This is a genomic window from Aquirufa sp. HETE-40SA (assembly GCF_054558635.1).
In genome coordinates, this window is record NZ_JBPXKN010000001.1 from 117036 (window position 1) to 137021 (window position 19986).

A 19986-nucleotide genomic window follows, 5' to 3' on the forward strand; every position below is an offset into this window, starting at 1 on the left:
TATTTGTCTATGGATAATGATCAAATCGTTGATGCGCTCGAGTTATTAGTAAAGTTGTGGGATTTACATGGAGTAAATGAATTCAAGAGCAAAAATCTAGCTTTTGCCGCACGAGGTCTCGATAAATTTCCGGGTTTGATTTCTTCTTTGCCTGAAGACCAATTGTTAGCCATTCCAGGGGTAGGCAAAGTGGTGGTTCAACTTGTTAAAGACGTCGCCTCTTCAGGTACTTGTCCTGATTTAGAGCAGATTATCGAACAAACGCCACCTGGTTTACTCCAACTGTTAAAGATTAAAGGTTTAGGTCCTAATAAGGTGAGGACTATTTGGCAAGAATTACAAATTACTGAAATCGACGATTTATTGGCGGCTTGTGAAGATGGTCGTCTAGCAAATTTAAAAGGTTTTGGCGGAGCTGTGGTGGAAAGTGTTACGCTAAATATCCATTTTATAAAATCAAATTCGAGCAAATTACGAATCAATAAGGCGCAGGATCTAGCGGATGAAATAGCACAAGTATTAAGCACCTTTTTCAAAGAAGTAGCCATCGCAGGTGAATTGCGCCGCCATTGTGAGGTGATTAATTCCTTGGTTTTTTTAGTGGAGACGGATGATCTTTTTGGTGCTTCTGGCTTATTGCAAGCGGTTAATATCCTGGAGGAAGATATGAAGGAATCTTCACCTTTTACGTGGAGAGGCTTTGCTAAGGGTCACTTGGTACCGATTGAGATACATTTTGAGTCTTCAGTTGAGTTTATATCGAAACTTTTTGCTTTATCTGCTTCTCCTGAACATTTGGCTCAAGTTAATTTTTATGAGCGTTTTGAGGGAAAAGAGCTATCAAATGACAAAGAGATCTATGATTCTCAACAATTGCCCTATATCGTGCCTGAGATGCGAGAGGGCTTACAGGAATTTGATTGGCATGCTAAGCACGGAGGCAAAGCTTTAATTCAACACGCTGATTTACGTGGATGTTTACACAATCACTCTACCTATTCAGACGGAAAGAATACATTGGCAGAAATGGCCGAAGCTTGCCGTGCTTTAGGATTGAGCTATTTTGGCATCGCCGATCACTCAAAATATGCCGCCTATGCGGGTGGATTGAAAGAAGAAGATGTGATTCGTCAACACGGAGAAATAGATCAATTAAATGCACAGTGGAGTGATTTTAAGGTATTAAAAGGGATCGAAGCAGATATCTTACCAGATGGTAGTTTGGATTATGATGCCTCTGTTTTATCTTCTTTTGATTATGTGGTGGCCTCCGTTCATGCCGGTTTGACTATGGATTTAGAGAAAGCGATGCCTAGAGTAATGAAAGCCATTGAAAATCCATATACCTCTATTTTGGGACATCCGACGGGTCGATTGTTACTGGCAAGACCTGGGTTTCCGTTGCTGATGTCTAAAATTTTAGATGCTTGTAAGGCGAATGGGGTGAGTATTGAATTAAATGCCAGTCCGTATCGATTGGACTTGGACTGGCGTCACATCTATGAGGCGATGGATAAAGGAGTGTTTGTTTCCATCAATCCTGATGCCCATGCTATCGCCGGTTTACAGGATATGGAATGGGGGGTAAAAGTAGGGCGAAAAGGGGGGCTTTTAAAAGAGTTGACGTTGAATGCTTTGTCTTTGGCAGATATAAAAACCTTTTTCGCTAAAAACTAAAAATTAGGTTTCAATAAGTACTTCGCATAGAAATCGTCAATTACGCGAACGGCCTCTGTAGGCGTGTCCACAAGGGCAAATAATTCCAAATCTTCTTCGTGAATATTTCCTGCGGCCACCATGGTCTTTTTCATCCAGTCGATTAATCCTCCCCAATAGTCTTTTCCGACTAATACAACTGGGAAACGGCCTATTTTATGTGTTTGAATAAGGGTTAACGATTCGAACATCTCATCCAACGTTCCGAATCCACCCGGCATAATGATAAACCCTTGAGAGTACTTCACAAACATCACTTTGCGCACAAAGAAAAAGTCGAAATTGATGTTTTTGTCTGAGTCGATGTAGGGATTGGGGGTTTGTTCAAAGGGTAATTCGATATTCAGGCCTACACTACGACCTCTTTCGCTAGCAGCTCCTTTATTTCCCGCTTCCATAATTCCAGGTCCACCACCGGTGATGACACCATATCCGTGGCGAACTAATTTCGCCGCAATTTCCTCTGCTACTTTATAATAGGGATTTTCTGGAATCGTTCGAGCAGATCCAAAAATAGATACACATGGGCCGATTTTTGATAATTTATCGATGCCCTCTACGAACTCACTCATAATCTTGAAAATACGCCAAGACTCCTCTGATTTAATCTGAGCCCAGGTTTTGTCGCCAAAAGCTTGTTTGATTTTCTCTTCTTCTTCTTTCCAGTTTTTCTCCGTCATATTTTTACTAATTGTTTCCTAAATGTAGGACTAAACCATTTACCTTTGCAAAAAATAAATCACAATTTTATGAATACTCCCTTAAGTTTCGCAGTTGGCGGAGATCACGCTGGTTTTGATTACAAGAATGATTTGATCGCTTTTTTAGAGGCCAAAGACATCTCAGTAAAAGATTGTGGTACTTATTCTGCTGACTCTGTAGATTATCCCGATTTTGCACATCCTGTAGCAGATGCGGTAGAAAAAGGGGAGGTAAGTTTTGGTTTATTATTATGTGGAAGCGCGAATGGCGTGGCAATTACGGCTAATAAGCACCAAGGTATACGCGCAGGTTTGGCTTGGAATACAGAGGTGGCTGCTTTGGTTCGTCAACACAATGATGCGAATGTGTTATGCCTTCCTGTACGATTTATCTCTTTAGAAGAAGCAAAAGCTTGTTTGCAGGTGTTTTTAGATACTCCATTTGAAGGAGGTCGTCACCAAGGCAGAGTAAACAAGATTTCTTGCTGCTAATCTTATCTCTTTTTGTAAAGTTTAGGACTGACAAGCTTATATTGATCCGTGATGGAGGGAATATATTGCGAGATTTTGGTAAAATATCCTTCAGAATCGTAGATGTAATTGGGTTGGTCTTTCGTGAAGTATTCCTGGACGATAATCACGTTTTTATACGAATTCAATTGATTTAGTAGGGGTTTCGCTAAATCCCAATTCACAAATGGACCTGCCATTTCATTGTGCAGGTATTCTTCAATTTCAGGGCCTAATATGAGTAGTTTTTGCCCACTGATCGGAATTATTCTCAGATGCGGGTTATTCACATAATCTAATCTATGAATAAGCACAACTGACCCCACTAAAGTCAATAATATGAGCTCCCTTTGCCAATTTTTTTTAATTAAATAAAAGAGATTGAGTCCAAGATAGGCTAGTGGAGGTAATAATAAGACAAAGTTTATTCGGTAATAGGCAGGAAAATTAGTTATGGCAATTAAGCTGAAAAATAGCCAAATTAAGGTGGTTTGCTGCACCTTCTGAGCATGTGCCCTAATTTTAGGATTCCCCACTACTTTATATAACCCAACGATTCCAAATAGTATGGCAGGTGAGTAAAACAATAAAACTTTCTTTGCTTCGTCAAGCGAGATTAATTGAAATTCAAAGGCTGAATTTTGAAAGACTAGTATTAAATAGGAAAGGTTTCCTCGAAAGGAAAATACAATCGAAGTAATCGTTAAAACGATTATATAACCGATTAAAATTAAAATCACTTGTCGGATAGAAATACCTGAGAAAAACAATAAACTGAGTAATGCCCAAGGAAGAAGCCAAAAATAGGCTGGGAATATCAAGGTGGAAATGGCGATATAAATTCCAACTAAAAAAACTCGGTCATTCACTAATAGTGTTTTTTGTTGCTGAATAATCTCTCTCCAAGCAAGTAATAAAAAGGTTAGCCCTAAAAGTGCCGGATCTGGGACATAGAATTCTGTTGTCAGGTGAAACAGTAATAGATAAATACCAAAGGCCAATCCGCCCAGCTTAGGCATTAGTTCAAAGGTGGAAATGGTTTGATGAAAGATATAGGCCTGAATGGAAATGATTCCCAATGCAATGTAAGCATTGGAGGACAGGGGAATGTTTACTATATCTAAAAGCTGGTAAAATCCAGTGGCAAATGGACCCGTATTGTCGCGTATGTCTTTATACAATCGAAATCCTTGATTCAGTTTTTGCCCAATTAAATAGTTCTTTATTTCCCATGGAAAATAGTTAAATCCCTGCTGAGTCTGCAGAAAAGCAAAAAATACCCCTAGTAGACTAAAGAGTAGAATGGAAATTAAGCTATTGGATTTAATAAATTGTAACATATTTGGCTAAACGAAGCGCTAAATTACGGTGATTCCAATTATTATTATGAAATTTGTAGGTGTTTTTTGAGATAAAAAGACCTGAAAATAGAGAGCAAGCATGGAAACGAAGCGTCAGCAAAAATTTGGCCGTCAAATACAAAAGGATTTAAGTGATATTTTTCAAAAGGAATTTAAAATGATTTTTGGAAATGGAATGGTGACTGTGACGGAGGTGAAAATTAGTCCAGATCTTTCAGTCGCTCGTTGTTATTTAAGTTTCTTGCTCATCGATGATCGTGAAGCGGTGATGGATCAGATCGATCTCGCAAACAAAGCCATTCGAAATGCCCTTGCTAATCGAATTCGTAAGCAAGTACGTATAATTCCTAATTTAGTGTTCTTCCTAGATGATACGGCTGCCTATGCAGCTAAGATCGAAGCTTTATTTGAAGGTTTGGTTATCCCACCTGCTGATGGCGATATGCCTAATCGTGTGACTGATGAAATAGATTAAAATGAGTATTTCCTTATTTGTTGCGAAAAGGTATTTTTTTTCCCCATTTAAGGCGAGTTTTATCACCTTAATTTCTCGTATTTCGATGATCGGAGTGGGGGTGGAGGTGATGGCCTTAGTTCTAATTCTATCTGTTTTTAATGGTTTAGAGGATTTTCAGAAAGGTTTGTTCAAAACCTTCGATCCTGATTTAACAGTTATTTCCGCGTCAGATACACGTTTTTCCTTGACTTCTACTCAATTTAATCAGCTGGCTAAAGTTTCTGGAGTCCGTTCTGTTCAGCCCATCTTAGAGGATCAAGCTTTAATTCGCTACAATGGGAAGCAACTAGTAGTGACTTTAAAAGGAATCGATTCATCTTTCATATCATCGAGGCGATTAAGGGATCAGGTGGTGGATGGCGATTATTTGGTGGAATATGAAGGAAATTCTTTTGGAATGGTAGGAGCGGGAGTATTTATGTCTATTGGGATGAGTTTTGATGATGTAATCCATCCAGTTGAGGTTTGGTATCCGAATCAAAAGGCTTTAGCTAAATTTCAACTAAATGAGGATGCGGCTAACTTAAAAACCTTTTTTCCTTCAGGCGTTTTGCAAGTGGAACAAATGTTTGATAATCAAATGATTCTTGTCCCGCTGCCCTGGATGCGAGAATTAACTCTAGCTGATTCTAATTCGGTCTCTCGAGTTGATGTGATGTTAAATGAAGGGGCAAATGAGGTGGATGTCCAAAAGGCGATTCAAACCATTTTAGGTGCTACGTTTGATGTTCAAACACGCAATCAACAACATGCTATTTTATTGCGCGCAATCAAAATTGAAAAATTATTTGTGTTTATTCTCATGGCATTTATCATGGGAATTGCCTCCTTTACCCTTTTTTATGCCCTTTCTCTATTAGTCATTGAGAAGCGAAAAGACTTAAGAACCTTGTTAGCGATGGGAATAACACAGCAGCAGTTATTGCGTATTTTTCTGTCAGTAGGCTTATTTATTAGCTTTTCGGGTGCAATAGTGGGAATGATAGTCGGATTTATTCTGGGCTGGATACAACAAACGTTCGGAATTATCCCTTTAGGAATCCCGAACGCTTTGATTGATTCATATCCCATTCAAATGGAATGGTTTGATTTTTTGATGACCGCTGTAGTTGTGATTGTCATCACATTTTTGGCCTCTATCATCCCTGCTCGAAAAGCAGTACAAATGACATTTAATCAGAAAGTTAATTAGCCAAAGGCGGATTAAATTCTCCTTCCCATTTCGAAACCACACAGGTGGCAACTCCATTTCCTGCAACAGAGGTGACCGTTCTGCCCATATCTAAAAACGGATCAACGCCTAATAAAAGTGCGATTCCTTCCGCCGGAAGATTGAACATCGTTAAAGTACCCGCAATGATGACAAGCGATGCGCGTGGTACACCAGCTATCCCTTTGGAGGTAATCATGAGCGTTAATAACATAGTGATTTGCTGCTCTAAACTTAAATGCACACCATAAGCTTGCGCAATGAAACCTGTGGCAAATGTCATGTAAAGCATCGATCCATCCAGATTAAAGCTATATCCTAAGGGTAATACAAAACCGACAATACGTCTTGAGCATCCAAATTTCTCTAGTGCTGCAATGGTTTGAGGAAAGGATGCTTCAGAACTGGCTGTGGAAAAGGAAATCAAAAGAGCTTCCTTTAACTCTTTTAATAACCTCCAATAGGGGATTCCATTAGCTAAACAAATGATCCATAGGATGACCACGGTAAAGAATAATAAACCTCCTAAAAAGCAGATCATTAAGTAGCCATAGCTAATCAAAATACTTAAGCCTTTATTCGCTACCACGGTTGTCATCGCTGCAAATACTGCATAAGGAGCCACTTCCATCACATAATTCACCATTTTAAAGATGACTTCCGCTAAATTTTCGAAGACATGAATTAATCGTTTTCCTACCTCACCGATGGAGCCTAATGCTACACCAAAGAATAGAGAGAAAATGACAATTTGAAGGATTTCGTTTTCTGCCAAAGCCTTAAAAAAGCTGTCTGGGAAGATATGTAGAATGAAATCTTCCATTGTTTTAGCCTTAGAAGAATCAATCCCAGTTTCTGTGCCAGCTGCCGGCTTAGGCCAGCTTTGTAGGCTTCCAGGTTGAGTAATATTAACCACGACGAGACCCGTAACAAGCGAAAGGATAGTGGCGAAATAGAAATATCCAATGGTTTTGATTCCAATCCGACCTACTGCTTTAAAATCGCCTAATTTCGCGATACCCACTACAAGAGTACAGAATACCAAGGGACCCACAATCATCTTAATCAGACGAAGGAAAATCTTAGAAACAATCTGAACTTTAGCCCCTAAATCGTGGCTAACTTCTGGTGCAAAATAGAGGAAAAAGAACTCACCCAGCACAAGGCCTAGGATAAAGCCAATGATAATCTTATTAGTTAAGGTTAATTTCATAGCGGGTTGACGAGAGATAAATACTTTTTATAAAATGGTTTTCTGTAAAAAATCATTCCCCAAAGAAAGGGGAAAAGAAGGTAATTCAAAAATGCATTACGCGTATCGAACGAAATTTCATCGATAATTTCGCAAGCGCCTTCGGAGGTTTTCTTTACCCGATGCTTGTGCTGCCAATACTGTAGACCAAAGGGCATTTTGACTCCTTGGTCAATAAAATACCATTCATCGTCCGTTTCTTGGTCTTCAATGATCAGTGAACTCCAAGTGACTTTCAAAATAACTAGGTTAATAACAAGGATGACATTATCGTCTTTTTTGCAACCATCAAATCGCTGTAAAGCGACAGTAGGAAAGGGAGGGGATAATTTAACAAGCAATTCAGCTGTAAAAAGTTCTTTTACGTGGCTGACCGGAGCTTGAACAGGAGTAGAGATGGAGTAGGATAGCATATTAAGCTACCAAAATTTTTAACAAGGTTGCAAAAAAAGTTTTGATGCCTAGCGCTACATATTTTGCCCAACCTGTGTTCTCCTCTGTAGTTTCAGGTGATTCTTGATCGGCAGGTAATTCACTGCTTATTACTTTCGTGTTATTCGCAGTAGCTATTCTAGCTGTTGAATCTGTTTGTATTGTTTTTGCCTTCGGATTGAGCGCGGAATACTCCACTCTGCCGAAATTACAGAAAAGGGAAATCGTGAAAAGGGCGATGATCAGTTTTCTCATTTAATTTTTTGTTTCGCTGATTCTACGGCTAATTTTTGGGCAGCTATTTCTTCTTCTTTTGCTTTTTGATCTAATTTATTTTGAACCTGATTGGTTAAGATTTTTTCCTTTTCGATTTTAGCTTCTTTTAATCGCTCCTCTAAGTTGTTGATCTGGCGGGAATTAGAGTCTAATTCACGAATTAAACGTTCCGCATGTTTGGTGTTTTTCGATTGCGCTGAAGTCAATTCAGCTAATTTGTTTTCCTCGATACGAACGCCTTCTTCTAAATCAACTAGTTTGATAAATTCTTCAATCCAAGCGCTTGTTTCATTTAGTTTAGCGTGACCTGTTTGGATATATTCGTCAGGACCTGTGGCGATCGAAATGAAAAGTTTTACTTTCTTATTTTCTTCTGAAACCTTTGATATAAGCGTCAATGGGCTGTCTGAGATCCCAGAAACCTTAAAATCAGCACTTGAATAAGTACCATTTTTCCCTTCGATTACTTTACCAAATTTGCTTAAATAAGCTTTCCAGCTTGCTCGGGCATATTTTTCTTGTGTATTAACAAAGGTATAAACTCCTTCTTTTTTCGATTTATCTACTTCAGACATACCAGAAAAAACTTGAGCTGACGCTGATAAAGCGCTTACTGAAAGGAAAAGTAGTAGGGTGATTTTTTTCATTTGATGAAATTTTTACTAAAGTTAGGAGATTTTTTTAGCTAGGACAACCTTGTTTTTATTTGCTTGATCTCTGAAAGCGAAAAGAGTAAACTCTCCTCCATCTTTTAATTGAATTTTTTTTCGAATTTCATCAGCCTTTATCGGGAAATTTCGGGTTGAGATATTCGCTTGCTGGCCAGGTAAAACGGAATAAATCCATTTTTTTTCCAAAGGTCCCTCCGCCAAAACTTCAAACGTTCTTCCCGCAAAATTAGTGTGTAGGTCTTCAGAAGTATATAAATGAGTGTTAGGCGCTATTTTCTGCAAACCTTTAGCCACTGATTTAAAAAATCCAGCCTTCAGTACTCCTGAGTGAGGTTCATATAGGTAGTTTGAAATAGGCCCGAAGTCGCAAATGCTTGCTGATTCTGTTGATTTTTGACCTTTAAATAGTAGTGTATTAACTTGACTTAATTCGATTACTTCGATTGAAGGATCTTCCGTAGATTGCGACGTCTTTAAAAAGAGCAACTCTTTTACCTCATTTTTGACACAGACAATATAAATCTTTTCTACCCCTTGTAATTCCTTAGTGGCCCGATCTAAATCCAATAGGGGACTCGTTTTTATCAGTAAACTGGTTTTATCGTTGATATAGTTGATTAATTTCAAGGCATTGGGTTCACAATCCTGTAACTGGACGACTTTGTTCCCAGCCCCATCTCTGCGGGCAGGGTCTATATAGATGAAGTCGAATAATTCCGCATACGCTGAAAGCCATTTTAAACTATCGCCTGTGTGGTGCTGGATGTTTCCTGCTTTTAATATCGTGTGATTGTAGGTAGTGATTTTAGCAAGTTCTTCTTGTCTTTCGATATAATCGACTACGGAGCCAGCTTGTGCGAATGCATAACTGTCTAAACCCATACCTCCCGTTAGGTCCACGACTTTTCCATGTAGGAGGGAAGCCTTAAAATGTGCCGTTTCTTCTGAGGAAGATTGTTCTAGGGCCAAAGAAGGAGGAAAAAACACCTTTTCATTCGCCACCCAATGAGGCATTTTGTCTTTGAGTTTTTGTCTGGCTTTGATTTGGCCTACTAAAACAGGAATGTCAAAATCTGGGTACTTAGCGGCTTCTAATGCAATTGCAACCGGGTCCCTGTGCAGGTTCTCTTGAATAAATTGGATTTCATTTTCTCGAAGCATGCCCTAAAATTAGCACCTAAGCTTTAATTATTTTTATTTAAATTAGTGAAATTCAAAAGAGCAAATGACCGGATTAATTCTAGCAGCGGGTGCTTCGTCCCGTTTAGGAGAAGCGAAACAATTATTAGTATATCAAGGCCAAAGCCTTTTAGAGCGTTCTATACGCTTATCGTTTAGTGTATGTCAAGAGGTGGTCGTTTGTTTAGGTGCGGAGGTGGAAAAGACAGTCAGAATCATGGAGAATTTACAAAAAGAATTTCCCCGGCTGTCCTATGTTCAAGTGGAAAAGTGGGAAAAAGGAATGGGAGAATCACTTGCTGTAGGCCTTAGAGCTATTGATCAGCAAAAGGCGGTACTAGTTCTTTTGTGTGATTTACCCTTTTTGACGAATGCGCACATGAAAAATATCATATCCCTTGCGAATCCAGACCGAGCTATTGTTGCTTCGTTTCAAGGGGTTAATTCACCACCTGTACTCATTCCAAAGGCTTTGCGTCCACTTTTTAGTCGTTGGAGTGGAGATCAAGGTTTAGGAAAATTTTGGCGCCAAAATCCAATGCTCTGTGAGATCATCCACTTTTCAGACAAATTCCGAGATGTCGATGTTCCGGAGGATCGGGAGTATTGGGGGATTTAAAGAATGTCCGGGTGGTTTTAACCACCGGACATTCTTTAAATTCAAAGCACAAAGAGCAAAGCACAAAGAGCAAAGTAGGTATTCGCTGCACGAATGAATGGATGAAAAGTTTTCAGTTGAATACTTGTGTATTATTGGAGATCTAAAATTACTTATATTATAAAAAATGGGCTTAAGCCATTTTTTATTCCAGATTTATACTTTGTGCTCTATGCTTTATGCTTTAAGTTTGAGATTAGAGAGAGTAGATAAGAGAGTAAAGATATTAGATGTGTTTTCTCTCTACTCTCTACTCTATACTCTTTGCTCTCTACTCTAGATTTCCTATCTTTGCATTTCAATTTTAAACTCAATTAAGTGGAATCAATCGGAACCCTTCCCACCGTCGAAACAGCCAAAAAATTAGGATTATTACCCGAGGAATATGATCGCATTCAGGAGATTTTAGGTCGCAAACCTAATTTTACCGAATTGTCGATTTTCTCTGTGATGTGGTCTGAGCACTGTAGCTATAAGAATTCAATCGTTTGGTTGAAGACTTTGCCTAAAGACTCGCCACGTATGTTAGCGAAAGCGGGTGAGGAAAATGCGGGTTTGGTTGATTTGGGGGATGGTTTAGGCTGTGCATTTAAGATTGAATCACATAATCACCCGTCGGCTTTAGAGCCTTACCAAGGTGCGGCGACAGGTGTGGGTGGAATTAATCGGGATATTTTCACGATGGGTGCGCGTCCGATTGCGCAATTAAATTCCTTACGTTTTGGTAATATTGATTTAGCGAAAACGAAGTGGTTAGTAAAAGGTGTCGTGAAGGGGATTGGAGATTATGGTAATGCCTTTGGAATCCCTACCGTGGGTGGTGAGGTTCAATTCGATGATTGTTATAATGTTAACCCATTAGTAAATGCTTTTTCTGCGGGTATTTTAAAAGTAGGAACGCAGGCTTCTGCTATTTCCTATGGCGTGGGTAACGGGGTATTTATCGTAGGTTCGGCTACAGGTAAAGATGGAATCGGTGGTGCGAGTTTTGCCTCGGAAGATATTACGGCGAAGTCGTCAGAGAAATTACCTGCGGTTCAAGTAGGCGATCCATTCCAGGAGAAATTGTTATTAGAGGCTTCTTTGGAAATCATCGAAGCAGGATGTGTAATCGGTATTCAAGATATGGGTGCGGCGGGTATTATTTGCTCGACGTCTGAAATGTCTGCGAAAGGAGAACATGGAATGATTATTGATCTTTCCAAAGTTCCTACACGTCAACCGAACATGCAACCATTTGAGATCTTGTTATCTGAGTCTCAAGAGCGTATGTTAATCGTGGTGGAAAAGGGTCGTGAGCATGAAGCGAAACGTATTTTTGATAAGTGGGATTTAAATTGTGAGCAAATTGGTACCGTGACGGATACAAAACGTCTTGAATTCTATCAAGATGGTGTGTTAGTGGCGGATGTTCCTGCAGATGATTTAGTATTAGGTGGGGGTGCTCCGGTATACCACCGCGAATACAAAGAGCCTGCTTACTTCCAAGAATTCAAGAAATTTAAGATAGAATCCGTAAATGATTTGCCTAAGGAAGAATTGCCAAAGGCTTTGAACTACATGATGAATCACCCGAATATCGCTTCTAAGAAGTGGGTGGCTCAACAATATGATTCATCGATTGGTCGTGCGAATCGCAATACCAATGCACCTTCGGATGCAGCAGTTGTGAAAGTACATGGCTCTCAAAAATCCATTGTAATCACCGTAGATTGTAATTCACGCTATGTAAACGCTGATCCGGAAGAAGGATGTGCGATGGCGGTGGCGGAAGCGGCTCGTAACATTGTATGTTCGGGTGGTGTGCCGGTGGCGATTACGAACTGTTTGAATTTTGGTAATCCATACGTTCCAGAAGTATACTGGCAATTTGTGGGTGCAATTAAGGGAATGAAGAAATCATGTGAGGCGTTTGAAACACCCGTAACAGGTGGTAACGTTTCCTTCTACAACCAGTCTTCTGATGAAGGTCCTGTATTCCCTACACCGACGATTGGTATGTTAGGTATTTTAGAGGATCCGGCGAATAAGATGACGTTAGACTTCAAAAAAGAAGGTGATGCCATCTATTTAGTGGGTGAATCAGTGAATGATATTGCTTCTTCAGAATATGTGTATTCTTACAAGGGTATCAAAGCAACTCCAGCACCGCATTTTGATTTAGCAACGGAACAAAAGGTACAAAAGGCGATTTCGGCTTTAATCACCAATAAATTAATTGAATCAGCTCACGATGTGTCTGATGGTGGTTTGTTAGTGACATTAGCGGAATCTTCTTTTCCTCGTGGTTTAGGATTTAACGTTACCTCAGATGTGGCGATTCGTCAAGATGCATTCTGGTTCGGAGAAGCGCAATCCCGTGTGGTCGTTTCAGTGGATTCTGCGAAGAAAGAGGCTTTTGAAGCTGCTTTGCAGACACAAGGCGTTCAATTCTCAGCTCTAGGATCTGTTCAAGGGACGGATATGGTGGCTGATGGAGCTGTTTTGAGTTCTGTGGCTGCTGCGTATCAATCATTTGATACTGCTTTAGAAACTGCTTTAATGAAATAAGTAAAATGAGCCGCTATCTACTCGCTTTTTCGTACGATGGCGGCTCTTTTCATGGCTACCAAATTCAGCCCAATGCAACGACGGTCCAGTCGGTTTTGCAAGATAAATTAAGTTTATTGCTAGGGTCTTCGCTCGAAATTGTGGGAAGTTCTCGCACAGATACAGGCGTGCATGCACATCAACAATATGCGCACTTTGATTTGCCTGAGGGTAAAAAAGTCAAGGAAAACTGGGTATTTCGATTAAATCGCATGTTGCCTGATTCTTTAGCTGTTCAAGGAATTTACCAAGTAGCGGATGATTTTCATGCGCGATTCGCGGCGCTCTCGAGGACCTATGAATACCGCATTAGTCCATTGAAAAGCCCATTTAATGTTCAGTTTGCTTATCGTTTCGGCGTCGATTTAGATGTAGACGCGATGAATGAGGCGGCTTCTCTGTTTTTTCAGCACACAGATTACCAGTGTTTCTCGAAAGTGAAGACCGAAGTGGCCACTTTTGAATGTACGATTATGCAGGCTTCCTGGGCTTGGAGAGGGGAAGAACTGGTATTTACGATTCAAGGCAATCGATTCTTACGTGGAATGGTTCGTGCGGTCGTGGGAACTTTGTTAGAAGTAGGACAAGGGCGCTTATCGAAAAATCAATTACAAGAAATTTTAGACTCGAAAGACCGTTGTAAAGCCGGTCGTGCCGTACCTGCTCGCGGATTACATCTCTTAGAAGTGCAATATCCTTCGGCTATTTTTGGCGCCAAATGTGCAGGATAACATCCAATAAGGTCGCAGCTGATTGTACTTTGATTTTATTGGGCTTATAATTTAAGCCTTTCAAATTGTACTTGCTGATCCAAATTTCCTTAAAGCCTAGTTTCTCTGCTTCAGCGATTCGCTGATCAATTCGAGTCACAGAACGTAATTCTCCTCCTAATCCTACTTCTGCTGCAAAACAGATGGACGAGTCGATAATTTTATCCTCGTAAGAAGAAACTAAGGACATACAGGTAGCTAAATCCAATGCAGGATCATCAACCCGTATTCCTCCCGTGATATTTAAGAAAACATCTTGTGTGGCAAGTTTATAACCGCCTCTTTTTTCCAAAACAGCGATCAACATACTTAAACGTTTTCCATCGTATCCGTTCGCGGTTCTTTGGGCATTACCATAAGAGGAAGCGCTTACTAAGGATTGGATTTCCACTAATAAAGGACGATTCCCTTCCATTAAGGTACCGATAGCGATGCCGGAAGAAGGTTCATCGCGTTGCGACAAGAGAATTTCGGATGGGTTTGTGACAGGTCGCAATCCGCTTCCTAGCATTTCGTAGATCCCTAATTCGGAAGTCGAGCCAAAACGGTTTTTCGTTGTGCGTAAAATGCGGTAGATCATGTGGCGATCGCCTTCGAACTGCAAAACGGTGTCTACAAGGTGTTCTAGGACTTTAGGTCCGGCGATGGAACCTTCTTTGGTAATGTGACCTACCAAGAAGATGGGCGTGCCACTCTCTTTTGCAAATCGCATTAATTCCAACGCACATTCTCGAATCTGTGAAACAGAACCTGGGCCTGACTCGATTTGATCAGAAAACAGGGTTTGTATCGAATCAACTATGATTAATTCGGGCTCAAGGTCAACTAGGTGCCTAAAGATCGATTGTGTGTTCGTCTCCGTTAAAATATATAAAGAGTCAGATTTCGCAGCTAAGCGATCTGCTCTCAATTTAATTTGCTGTTCCGATTCTTCCCCAGTGACATATAAAACACGTGTCTGGGTTAAAGAAAGTGCTACTTGAAGTAAAAGGGTTGATTTCCCGATGCCTGGTTCTCCACCGATTAATACGAGTGAACCAGGAACGATGCCACCGCCTAAAACCCGATTGAATTCAGGATCAGAGCAAGTCAATTTAGGTAAGTTTTCGAAGCTAACTTCGTTCAATAACTTAGGCTTCGCGGCTGATTTAGGACTTCCTTTTGTCTTCCAAACCTCTGCCGGATGATTAGTCGCCTCTACTAATTCCTCCACGAACGTATTCCATTCCCCGCAAGAAGGACACTTACCTAACCACTTTGGCGCGGAGTGACCACACGATTGACAGAAAAAAGACGTTTTAGCTTTGGCCATGAGGTTTATTTATGTTCAAATTTACGCTTTGATTTCGTTTTTTCTTTTTTTTCGATTGAAAAAGGATAATTTTACTATTTAATTATCAAAACTCTCAAAAGATGAAAGCTCCAAAACCACTGTTGTTATTATTCCTATTAATCACTGGATTTACTTTTAATTTGTCTGCTCAAAGTTCTGAGTATCTTAGGGTGGGTATTAAAGGTGGAGTAAATCTTTCATCTATTGCTTATGATGCAAATTACTCAGTTAATGTGAGTAAAACTTTAAGTATGAAAACGGGATACCTTTTAGGTGCCTATGCAAGAATAGGTAAATCAGTTTTTATTCAGCCAGAAGTTAATTTTGCTGCTAAAGATTACGAGGTTAATGTCTTAAACGCAATTACAAAGTCCAATGATATTGTTTCATTTTCTCAAAGGACAATTGATGTTCCTGTGTTAGTGGGTCTAAAATTAGGTCCGATACGCCTGGCTGCTGGTCCTGTTGCTTCCTACAGCTTAAGCGCGGATACAAAGGCAGATAATGCATTAAAAACCTATTTTTCTGGATCTTCGAAGGAAATTGTCAATCGTTCGAACTTTTCTTACCAAGCTGGAATTGGCATAGACATTTTAAACTTGTCTTTAGACGTTCGTTATGAAGGTGCTATGTCGGAATTAAGTAATACAATTGCCCTTCCTGCAAATTATAGTTATTCTCAAAAACCTAGTTATTTCCAGGCAACCCTAGGTTTCCGTATTTTATAATTACACAAATGAATGAACAAATAAAGGCTATTCAGGCTGAAATTGACAGTTTTGTCATTTCGAATGAAAGCGAATTAGAATCTTTTAGAAATCAGTTTGTTGGGCGAAAGAGTCGTTTAGCCTCTTTATTTGACGAATTGAAAAATGTAGCCGCAGAAAATCGCCGGGAGGTAGGTCAGTCTTTAAATGGTTTAAAGAATTCAGCTGAAGCTAAGTTTGCGCAGGCACAAGAGGCTTTTGCTGGAAATGCTGCAGGATTTGAAGTCCCTTCTGATTTAACATTATATAACCCCATTTCACAAGGTAGCCTTCATCCGTTGACGAAGGTGAGAGCACGTATTTTGGAGATTTTTAATCGGATGGGATTCTCTGTTTCTGATGGTCCCGAGATCGAAACTGATTTCTATAATTTTACTGCCTTAAATTTCCCTGCAAATCACCCAGCGCGGGAAATGCAGGATACATTTTTTATTGAGAAAGGGGCTGGGGAGATACAAGATGATGTTTTATTGCGTACGCACACCTCTAACGTGCAGATTCGATTAATGCAACATCAAAAGCCTCCGATTCGCTCCGTTATGCCGGGTCGTGTTTATCGTAATGAAGCGATTTCAGCGCGTGCACATTGCCTTTTTCATCAAGTGGAAGGACTGTATGTGGATGAGCAAGTAAGCTTTAAAGATTTAAAAGATACGTTGTATCATTTTGCCAAAGAGATGTTTGGGAAAGATACGAAAGTACGATTCCGTCCTTCCTATTTCCCATTCACAGAGCCTAGTGCTGAAATGGACATTACCTGCCTTTTGTGCAAAGGTGATGGCTGTAATGTCTGTAAAGGAGCTGGTTGGGTAGAAATTGCAGGAGCTGGAATGGTGGATCCGAATGTCTTAGAAAATGTGGGTATCGATTCGAAAAAGTACAATGGCTTTGCCTTTGGAATGGGTATCGAGCGAATTACGATGTTAAAATACCAGATCAAAGACTTACGTTTATTTACGGAGAATGACGTTCGTTTCTTAAAACAGTTTAATTAATTTGACCTATGTGGAGTTTTAAAAACTTAAATAATTGGACGGGTTGGGGAGTTTTCTTCATAGCCTTGATTACCTATACTTTGACGGTAGAACCTACGGCCTCTTTTTGGGACTGTGGAGAGTTCATAGCTTGTGCGTATAAATTACAAGTACCACACCCTCCAGGAGCACCATTGTTCCTTTTGTTAGGACGGATGTTCTCTTTATTGGCCCTGGGTGATGTAACGAAAGTAGCCTATTGGGTAAACATGTTATCCGTCTTGAGCAGTGCCTTTACGATTTTATTCCTGCATTGGACGATCGTTATGATCGGTCGCAAGATGATTAGAAAGTCATTTGAGGACTTGAATGCAAACGAGCGTTTTGGATTATTAGCTTCAGGTGTAGTTGGATCATTGATTTACACGTTTTCAGATACATTTTGGTTCTCAGCAGTGGAAGCAGAGGTGTATGCTATGTCTTCTTTCTTTACGGCAATCGTGGTCTGGGCTGCTTTTAAATGGGAATTAGTGGAGGATCGTGCAGAATCGAATCGTTGGATATTATTCATTGCCTATTTAGTGGGTTTATCGATTGGAGTCCATTTATTGAATTTAGTGACGCTTCCAGCTTTGGGATTATTGTATTATTTCAAACGATATGAAAAGCCTACGTTAACTGGAGGAGTAGTTTCTATTTTTATAGCGCTATTTATTTTAGGGATTATTAATTCAGGTATTATCCCTGGATTGCCCAGCTTAGCCTTTCAATTTGAGTTAACCTTCGTGAATACGTTAGGATTCTCTTATGGTTCTGGAGCGATCGTATTCTTGATTTTATTGATTGCTGCAGTGGTTTTTGGGATTCGTTATTCGTATGCCAAAGGCAAGGAGGTACTTAATGTCGCACTATTCTCCTTCGTATTCCTTTTAATTGGCTATTCCACCTACACGGTAGCTTTAGTACGTTCAGGATATAATACTCCGATTAATGAGAATGATCCAAGCAATATCTTGAACTTCTTGAAATACCTAAAGCGTGAACAATATGGAGAGCGTTCGTTAATCTACGGACCTGTTTATACGGCCGAGGTTACGGGTTACAAAGAAGGTGCAGAGACACCTATCTACAAGATGAAAGATGGGAAATACGTTGAATACACGAAGAAACCGGTGTATGAATACGATAAGTCCCAAATGATGCTTTTACCACGTGTCTATTCGAATCAAGCTAATCATGTGAAGTTATATCAACAGATGTTGGGTATTCCAGAAGGGGTGAAGCCAAGCTTTGGTAAGAACTTAGAATTCCTCTTTACACATCAGTTAGGGCATATGTATATGCGTTATTTGTTGTGGAATTTTGTGGGTCGTGAAAGCGATTTACAAGATGCATGGGCAATTAATTCCTTTGAAGATACCTCTAAGCTTCCTGATGTTTTACGCAATAATAAGGCACGAAATAATTATTTCTTCTTGCCTATCATCTTTGTCCTTTTAGGTTTCTTCTATATGCTTCGCAAGAATGATAAGGACCTATTAGTGACTATTTTGATGTTTGTCTTAACGGGAGTGGCCTTAACGGTTTACTTAAATTCACCGCCTACAGAACCTCGTGAGCGTGATTACATCTTCGTAGGTTCGTTCTACTTTATGTCCATCTGGGCTGGTTTTGCCGTCATGCAGATTTTAGAATTTATTCAAAAATTCGTTAAAGCAGATAAAGCGAAATGGGCGATTGTTACCTTATTAGGTTTGACGGCTCCTGCGATTTTGGCACAACAAAACTGGGATGATCATGATCGCAGTGACCGTTATCACCAAATCGATTTTGCAAAAAATCTATTGAATTCTTGTGCGCCTAATGCCATTCTGTTCACAGGAGGCGATAATGATACGTTCCCATTGTGGTATGTTCAAGAAGTGGAAGGATTCAGAACGGATGTTCGTGTATGTAATTTATCGCTCTTAGGAACCGATTGGTATATCGACCAAATGAAGCGCAAGACCTACGAATCACAACCTTTACCGATTCAATTAACCAAGGATCAGTTAATGGAAGGGGTGAATGATCAGATCTTATTTAATCCAAAACCGGGATTAGACGCTATGTCTTTACCAGATTATTTAGACCTATTACATAAAGATAGCCCATCCATCCAAGAGCAAACGCAATTAGGGGAATCCATCAACACCTTACCAACGGATTCGGTGGTCATTCCAGTTGATATTGCTGCTGTAGCAAAAACAAGCTGGTTCCCTAAGCAATTCGTTCCTTATATGTCACCCGTATTAGGTTGGAAATTGCCCTCACACAACATCTACAAAGGCGAATTGATTCAATTAGAGATCATTTCTAACAATGCAATCTCTGGTTGGAAGCGCCCCATCTACTTCGCATCTACCTTGCCAAATGATCAGTATTTAGGTCTAAAAGAATCGATGCAATTAGAAGGATATGCGTATCGTTTAATGCCATTCAAGATTCCTGGAGCAAATGATGGCTATGTGAATTCAACGATCATGTCAGAAAACATCATGAAAAAGATGTATTGGAGGGGCCTTGATAATGACAAAATCTATTATCACGGTGACTTCTACTTAGGAATCCCTTCCGTAACGGCTCGCTTAAGTGTATACCGTTTAGCAGATCAATTAGTTCGTGAGGGAAATCTTCCTCAGGCGAAGAAAGTTTTGGATTATTTGGAGCAAAAAATGCCGGATAAAGTCATTCCTTATGATCAATTTTCAGCTAGTATGGTAGAGCTTTATATTACCGTAGGTGATGCAGCTTCAGCGTTGAAAATGGCCAAGCGAATCGTAGATCGTGATGATCAGCTATTAGACTATTATTTAGATGGCAGATACGGATCGCACGAGCGTGATGTGCAAATTGCCATCTATGAAATGAACCTTGTCGTTTCAGCTTTAAAAGCTTCCAAGGTGAGCCCAGCGAAATACCAACCGCTAGAGGCGAAGTTTAATAAGCAGATGGCTAGGTTGCAGTAAATAATAGATTAGAGAGTAGAGAGTAAAGATATGGATAACAAAAAAGGGGCTAATGCCCCTTT

General features: G+C 39.9%; 18 protein-coding genes. 10 read left to right on the forward strand and 8 right to left on the reverse strand.

Annotated elements, in window-relative coordinates; all coding sequences use genetic code 11:
- Positions 1–9 precede the first annotated feature (9 nt).
- A complete protein-coding gene (locus ACRZ9O_RS00540) occupies positions 10–1677 on the forward strand; it encodes a PHP domain-containing protein (protein WP_459455331.1) in 1668 nt (555 codons plus the stop codon).
- Here ACRZ9O_RS00540 and ACRZ9O_RS00545 read toward each other — a convergent pair.
- Positions 1674–2396 (reverse strand): LOG family protein, encoded by a 723-nt coding sequence (locus ACRZ9O_RS00545; protein ID WP_459455333.1) that lies wholly within the window; start codon positions 2394–2396, stop codon positions 1674–1676. The genes ACRZ9O_RS00540 and ACRZ9O_RS00545 overlap by 4 nt on opposite strands.
- Positions 2397–2465: 69 nt before the next feature.
- Here ACRZ9O_RS00545 and rpiB point away from each other — a divergent pair, with 69 nt between their 5' ends.
- Positions 2466–2909 carry a ribose 5-phosphate isomerase B gene (gene rpiB, locus ACRZ9O_RS00550; protein ID WP_459455335.1) on the forward strand — a complete coding sequence of 148 codons (444 nt, stop codon included), beginning with the start codon at positions 2466–2468 and terminating at the stop codon, positions 2907–2909.
- Positions 2910–2911: 2 nt separating this feature from the next.
- Here the strand turns inward: rpiB and ACRZ9O_RS00555 are convergent, their stop codons facing one another.
- A complete protein-coding gene (locus ACRZ9O_RS00555) occupies positions 2912–4267 on the reverse strand; it encodes a hypothetical protein (protein ID WP_459455337.1) in 1356 nt (451 codons plus the stop codon).
- Between the two features lie 100 nt (positions 4268–4367).
- Between ACRZ9O_RS00555 and rbfA the strand changes: the two genes are divergently transcribed.
- Together rbfA and ACRZ9O_RS00565 are read left to right on the forward strand one after the other, a co-directional pair.
- On the forward strand, positions 4368–4763 hold the full coding sequence (gene rbfA, locus ACRZ9O_RS00560) for a 30S ribosome-binding factor RbfA (protein WP_459455339.1): 396 nt from the start codon (positions 4368–4370) through the stop codon (positions 4761–4763).
- A gap of 1 nt (position 4764) precedes the next feature.
- Positions 4765–5997, forward strand: a complete 1233-nt coding sequence (locus ACRZ9O_RS00565) for an ABC transporter permease (RefSeq protein WP_459455341.1) — start codon at positions 4765–4767, stop codon at positions 5995–5997.
- On the opposite strand, the gene ACRZ9O_RS00570 is transcribed toward ACRZ9O_RS00565, so the two are convergent.
- The 5 genes from ACRZ9O_RS00570 to ACRZ9O_RS00590 are packed head-to-tail and all read right to left on the reverse strand — an operon-like array spanning position 5990 to position 9807.
- A complete protein-coding gene (locus ACRZ9O_RS00570; RefSeq protein WP_459455343.1) occupies positions 5990–7228 on the reverse strand; it encodes a dicarboxylate/amino acid:cation symporter in 1239 nt (412 codons plus the stop codon). The genes ACRZ9O_RS00565 and ACRZ9O_RS00570 overlap by 8 nt on opposite strands.
- Positions 7225–7680 carry a hypothetical protein gene (locus ACRZ9O_RS00575; RefSeq protein WP_459455345.1) on the reverse strand — a complete coding sequence of 152 codons (456 nt, stop codon included), beginning with the start codon at positions 7678–7680 and terminating at the stop codon, positions 7225–7227. Before ACRZ9O_RS00575 ends, ACRZ9O_RS00570 begins: the two co-directional genes overlap by 4 nt.
- A 1-nt stretch (position 7681) precedes the next feature.
- Positions 7682–7954, reverse strand: a complete 273-nt coding sequence (locus ACRZ9O_RS00580; RefSeq protein WP_459455347.1) for a hypothetical protein — start codon at positions 7952–7954, stop codon at positions 7682–7684.
- Entirely contained in the window at positions 7951–8622 is a 672-nt protein-coding gene (locus ACRZ9O_RS00585; protein WP_459455349.1) for a zinc ribbon domain-containing protein, read from the reverse strand. The genes ACRZ9O_RS00580 and ACRZ9O_RS00585 overlap by 4 nt, the downstream gene beginning before the upstream one ends.
- A gap of 21 nt (positions 8623–8643) precedes the next feature.
- Positions 8644–9807, reverse strand: a complete 1164-nt coding sequence (locus ACRZ9O_RS00590; protein ID WP_459455351.1) for a class I SAM-dependent methyltransferase — start codon at positions 9805–9807, stop codon at positions 8644–8646.
- Positions 9808–9871: 64 nt separating this feature from the next.
- Between ACRZ9O_RS00590 and ACRZ9O_RS00595 the strand changes: the two genes are divergently transcribed.
- From ACRZ9O_RS00595 to truA, 3 genes are all read left to right on the forward strand, one after another.
- Positions 9872–10444: a nucleotidyltransferase family protein gene (locus ACRZ9O_RS00595; protein WP_459455353.1), complete on the forward strand. Its 573-nt coding sequence runs from the start codon at positions 9872–9874 to the stop codon at positions 10442–10444.
- A gap of 357 nt (positions 10445–10801) precedes the next feature.
- On the forward strand, positions 10802–13033 hold the full coding sequence (gene purL, locus ACRZ9O_RS00600) for a phosphoribosylformylglycinamidine synthase subunit PurL (RefSeq protein WP_459455355.1): 2232 nt from the start codon (positions 10802–10804) through the stop codon (positions 13031–13033).
- Positions 13034–13038: 5 nt separating this feature from the next.
- Positions 13039–13803, forward strand: a complete 765-nt coding sequence (truA, locus tag ACRZ9O_RS00605) for a tRNA pseudouridine(38-40) synthase TruA (RefSeq protein ID WP_459455357.1) — start codon at positions 13039–13041, stop codon at positions 13801–13803.
- On the opposite strand, the gene radA is transcribed toward truA, so the two are convergent.
- Positions 13775–15154 (reverse strand): DNA repair protein RadA, encoded by a 1380-nt coding sequence (gene radA, locus ACRZ9O_RS00610; protein ID WP_377978287.1) that lies wholly within the window; start codon positions 15152–15154, stop codon positions 13775–13777. The two genes, truA and radA, sit on opposite strands and share 29 nt — an antisense overlap.
- Positions 15155–15255: 101 nt before the next feature.
- On the opposite strand from radA, the gene ACRZ9O_RS00615 reads away from it, so the two are divergent.
- The 3 genes from ACRZ9O_RS00615 to ACRZ9O_RS00625 are packed head-to-tail and all read left to right on the forward strand — an operon-like array spanning position 15256 to position 19924.
- Complete coding sequence (locus ACRZ9O_RS00615) at positions 15256–15903, forward strand: porin family protein (RefSeq protein WP_459455360.1); 648 nt, start codon at positions 15256–15258, stop codon at positions 15901–15903.
- Between the two features lie 8 nt (positions 15904–15911).
- Positions 15912–16937, forward strand: a complete 1026-nt coding sequence (pheS, locus tag ACRZ9O_RS00620; RefSeq protein WP_459455362.1) for a phenylalanine--tRNA ligase subunit alpha — start codon at positions 15912–15914, stop codon at positions 16935–16937.
- An 8-nt stretch (positions 16938–16945) separates the two neighbouring features.
- The gene (locus ACRZ9O_RS00625; RefSeq protein WP_459455364.1) at positions 16946–19924 is read left to right on the forward strand and encodes a DUF2723 domain-containing protein; all 2979 of its coding nucleotides are present in this window, start codon (positions 16946–16948) and stop codon (positions 19922–19924) included.
- Positions 19925–19986 lie beyond the last annotated feature (62 nt).

Bases quoted from the DNA above. Each gene is read 5' to 3' on its own strand.
- ACRZ9O_RS00590 (WP_459455351.1), bottom strand. From the start codon at position 9,807: ATGCTTCGAGAAAATGAAATCCAATTTATTCAAGAGAACCTGCACAGG.
- ACRZ9O_RS00595 (WP_459455353.1), top strand. From the start codon at position 9,872: ATGACCGGATTAATTCTAGCAGCGGGTGCTTCGTCCCGTTTAGGAGAA.
- truA (WP_459455357.1), top strand. From the start codon at position 13,039: ATGAGCCGCTATCTACTCGCTTTTTCGTACGATGGCGGCTCTTTTCAT.
- radA (WP_377978287.1), bottom strand. From the start codon at position 15,154: ATGGCCAAAGCTAAAACGTCTTTTTTCTGTCAATCGTGTGGTCACTCC.
- pheS (WP_459455362.1), top strand. From the start codon at position 15,912: ATGAATGAACAAATAAAGGCTATTCAGGCTGAAATTGACAGTTTTGTC.
- rbfA (WP_459455339.1), top strand. From the start codon at position 4,368: ATGGAAACGAAGCGTCAGCAAAAATTTGGCCGTCAAATACAAAAGGAT.
- ACRZ9O_RS00555 (WP_459455337.1), bottom strand. From the start codon at position 4,267: ATGTTACAATTTATTAAATCCAATAGCTTAATTTCCATTCTACTCTTT.
- ACRZ9O_RS00545 (WP_459455333.1), bottom strand. From the start codon at position 2,396: ATGACGGAGAAAAACTGGAAAGAAGAAGAAGAGAAAATCAAACAAGCT.
- ACRZ9O_RS00575 (WP_459455345.1), bottom strand. From the start codon at position 7,680: ATGCTATCCTACTCCATCTCTACTCCTGTTCAAGCTCCGGTCAGCCAC.
- ACRZ9O_RS00625 (WP_459455364.1), top strand. From the start codon at position 16,946: ATGTGGAGTTTTAAAAACTTAAATAATTGGACGGGTTGGGGAGTTTTC.
- ACRZ9O_RS00580 (WP_459455347.1), bottom strand. From the start codon at position 7,954: ATGAGAAAACTGATCATCGCCCTTTTCACGATTTCCCTTTTCTGTAAT.
- ACRZ9O_RS00540 (WP_459455331.1), top strand. From the start codon at position 10: ATGGATAATGATCAAATCGTTGATGCGCTCGAGTTATTAGTAAAGTTG.
- rpiB (WP_459455335.1), top strand. From the start codon at position 2,466: ATGAATACTCCCTTAAGTTTCGCAGTTGGCGGAGATCACGCTGGTTTT.
- ACRZ9O_RS00565 (WP_459455341.1), top strand. From the start codon at position 4,765: ATGAGTATTTCCTTATTTGTTGCGAAAAGGTATTTTTTTTCCCCATTT.
- ACRZ9O_RS00570 (WP_459455343.1), bottom strand. From the start codon at position 7,228: ATGAAATTAACCTTAACTAATAAGATTATCATTGGCTTTATCCTAGGC.
- ACRZ9O_RS00585 (WP_459455349.1), bottom strand. From the start codon at position 8,622: ATGAAAAAAATCACCCTACTACTTTTCCTTTCAGTAAGCGCTTTATCA.
- ACRZ9O_RS00615 (WP_459455360.1), top strand. From the start codon at position 15,256: ATGAAAGCTCCAAAACCACTGTTGTTATTATTCCTATTAATCACTGGA.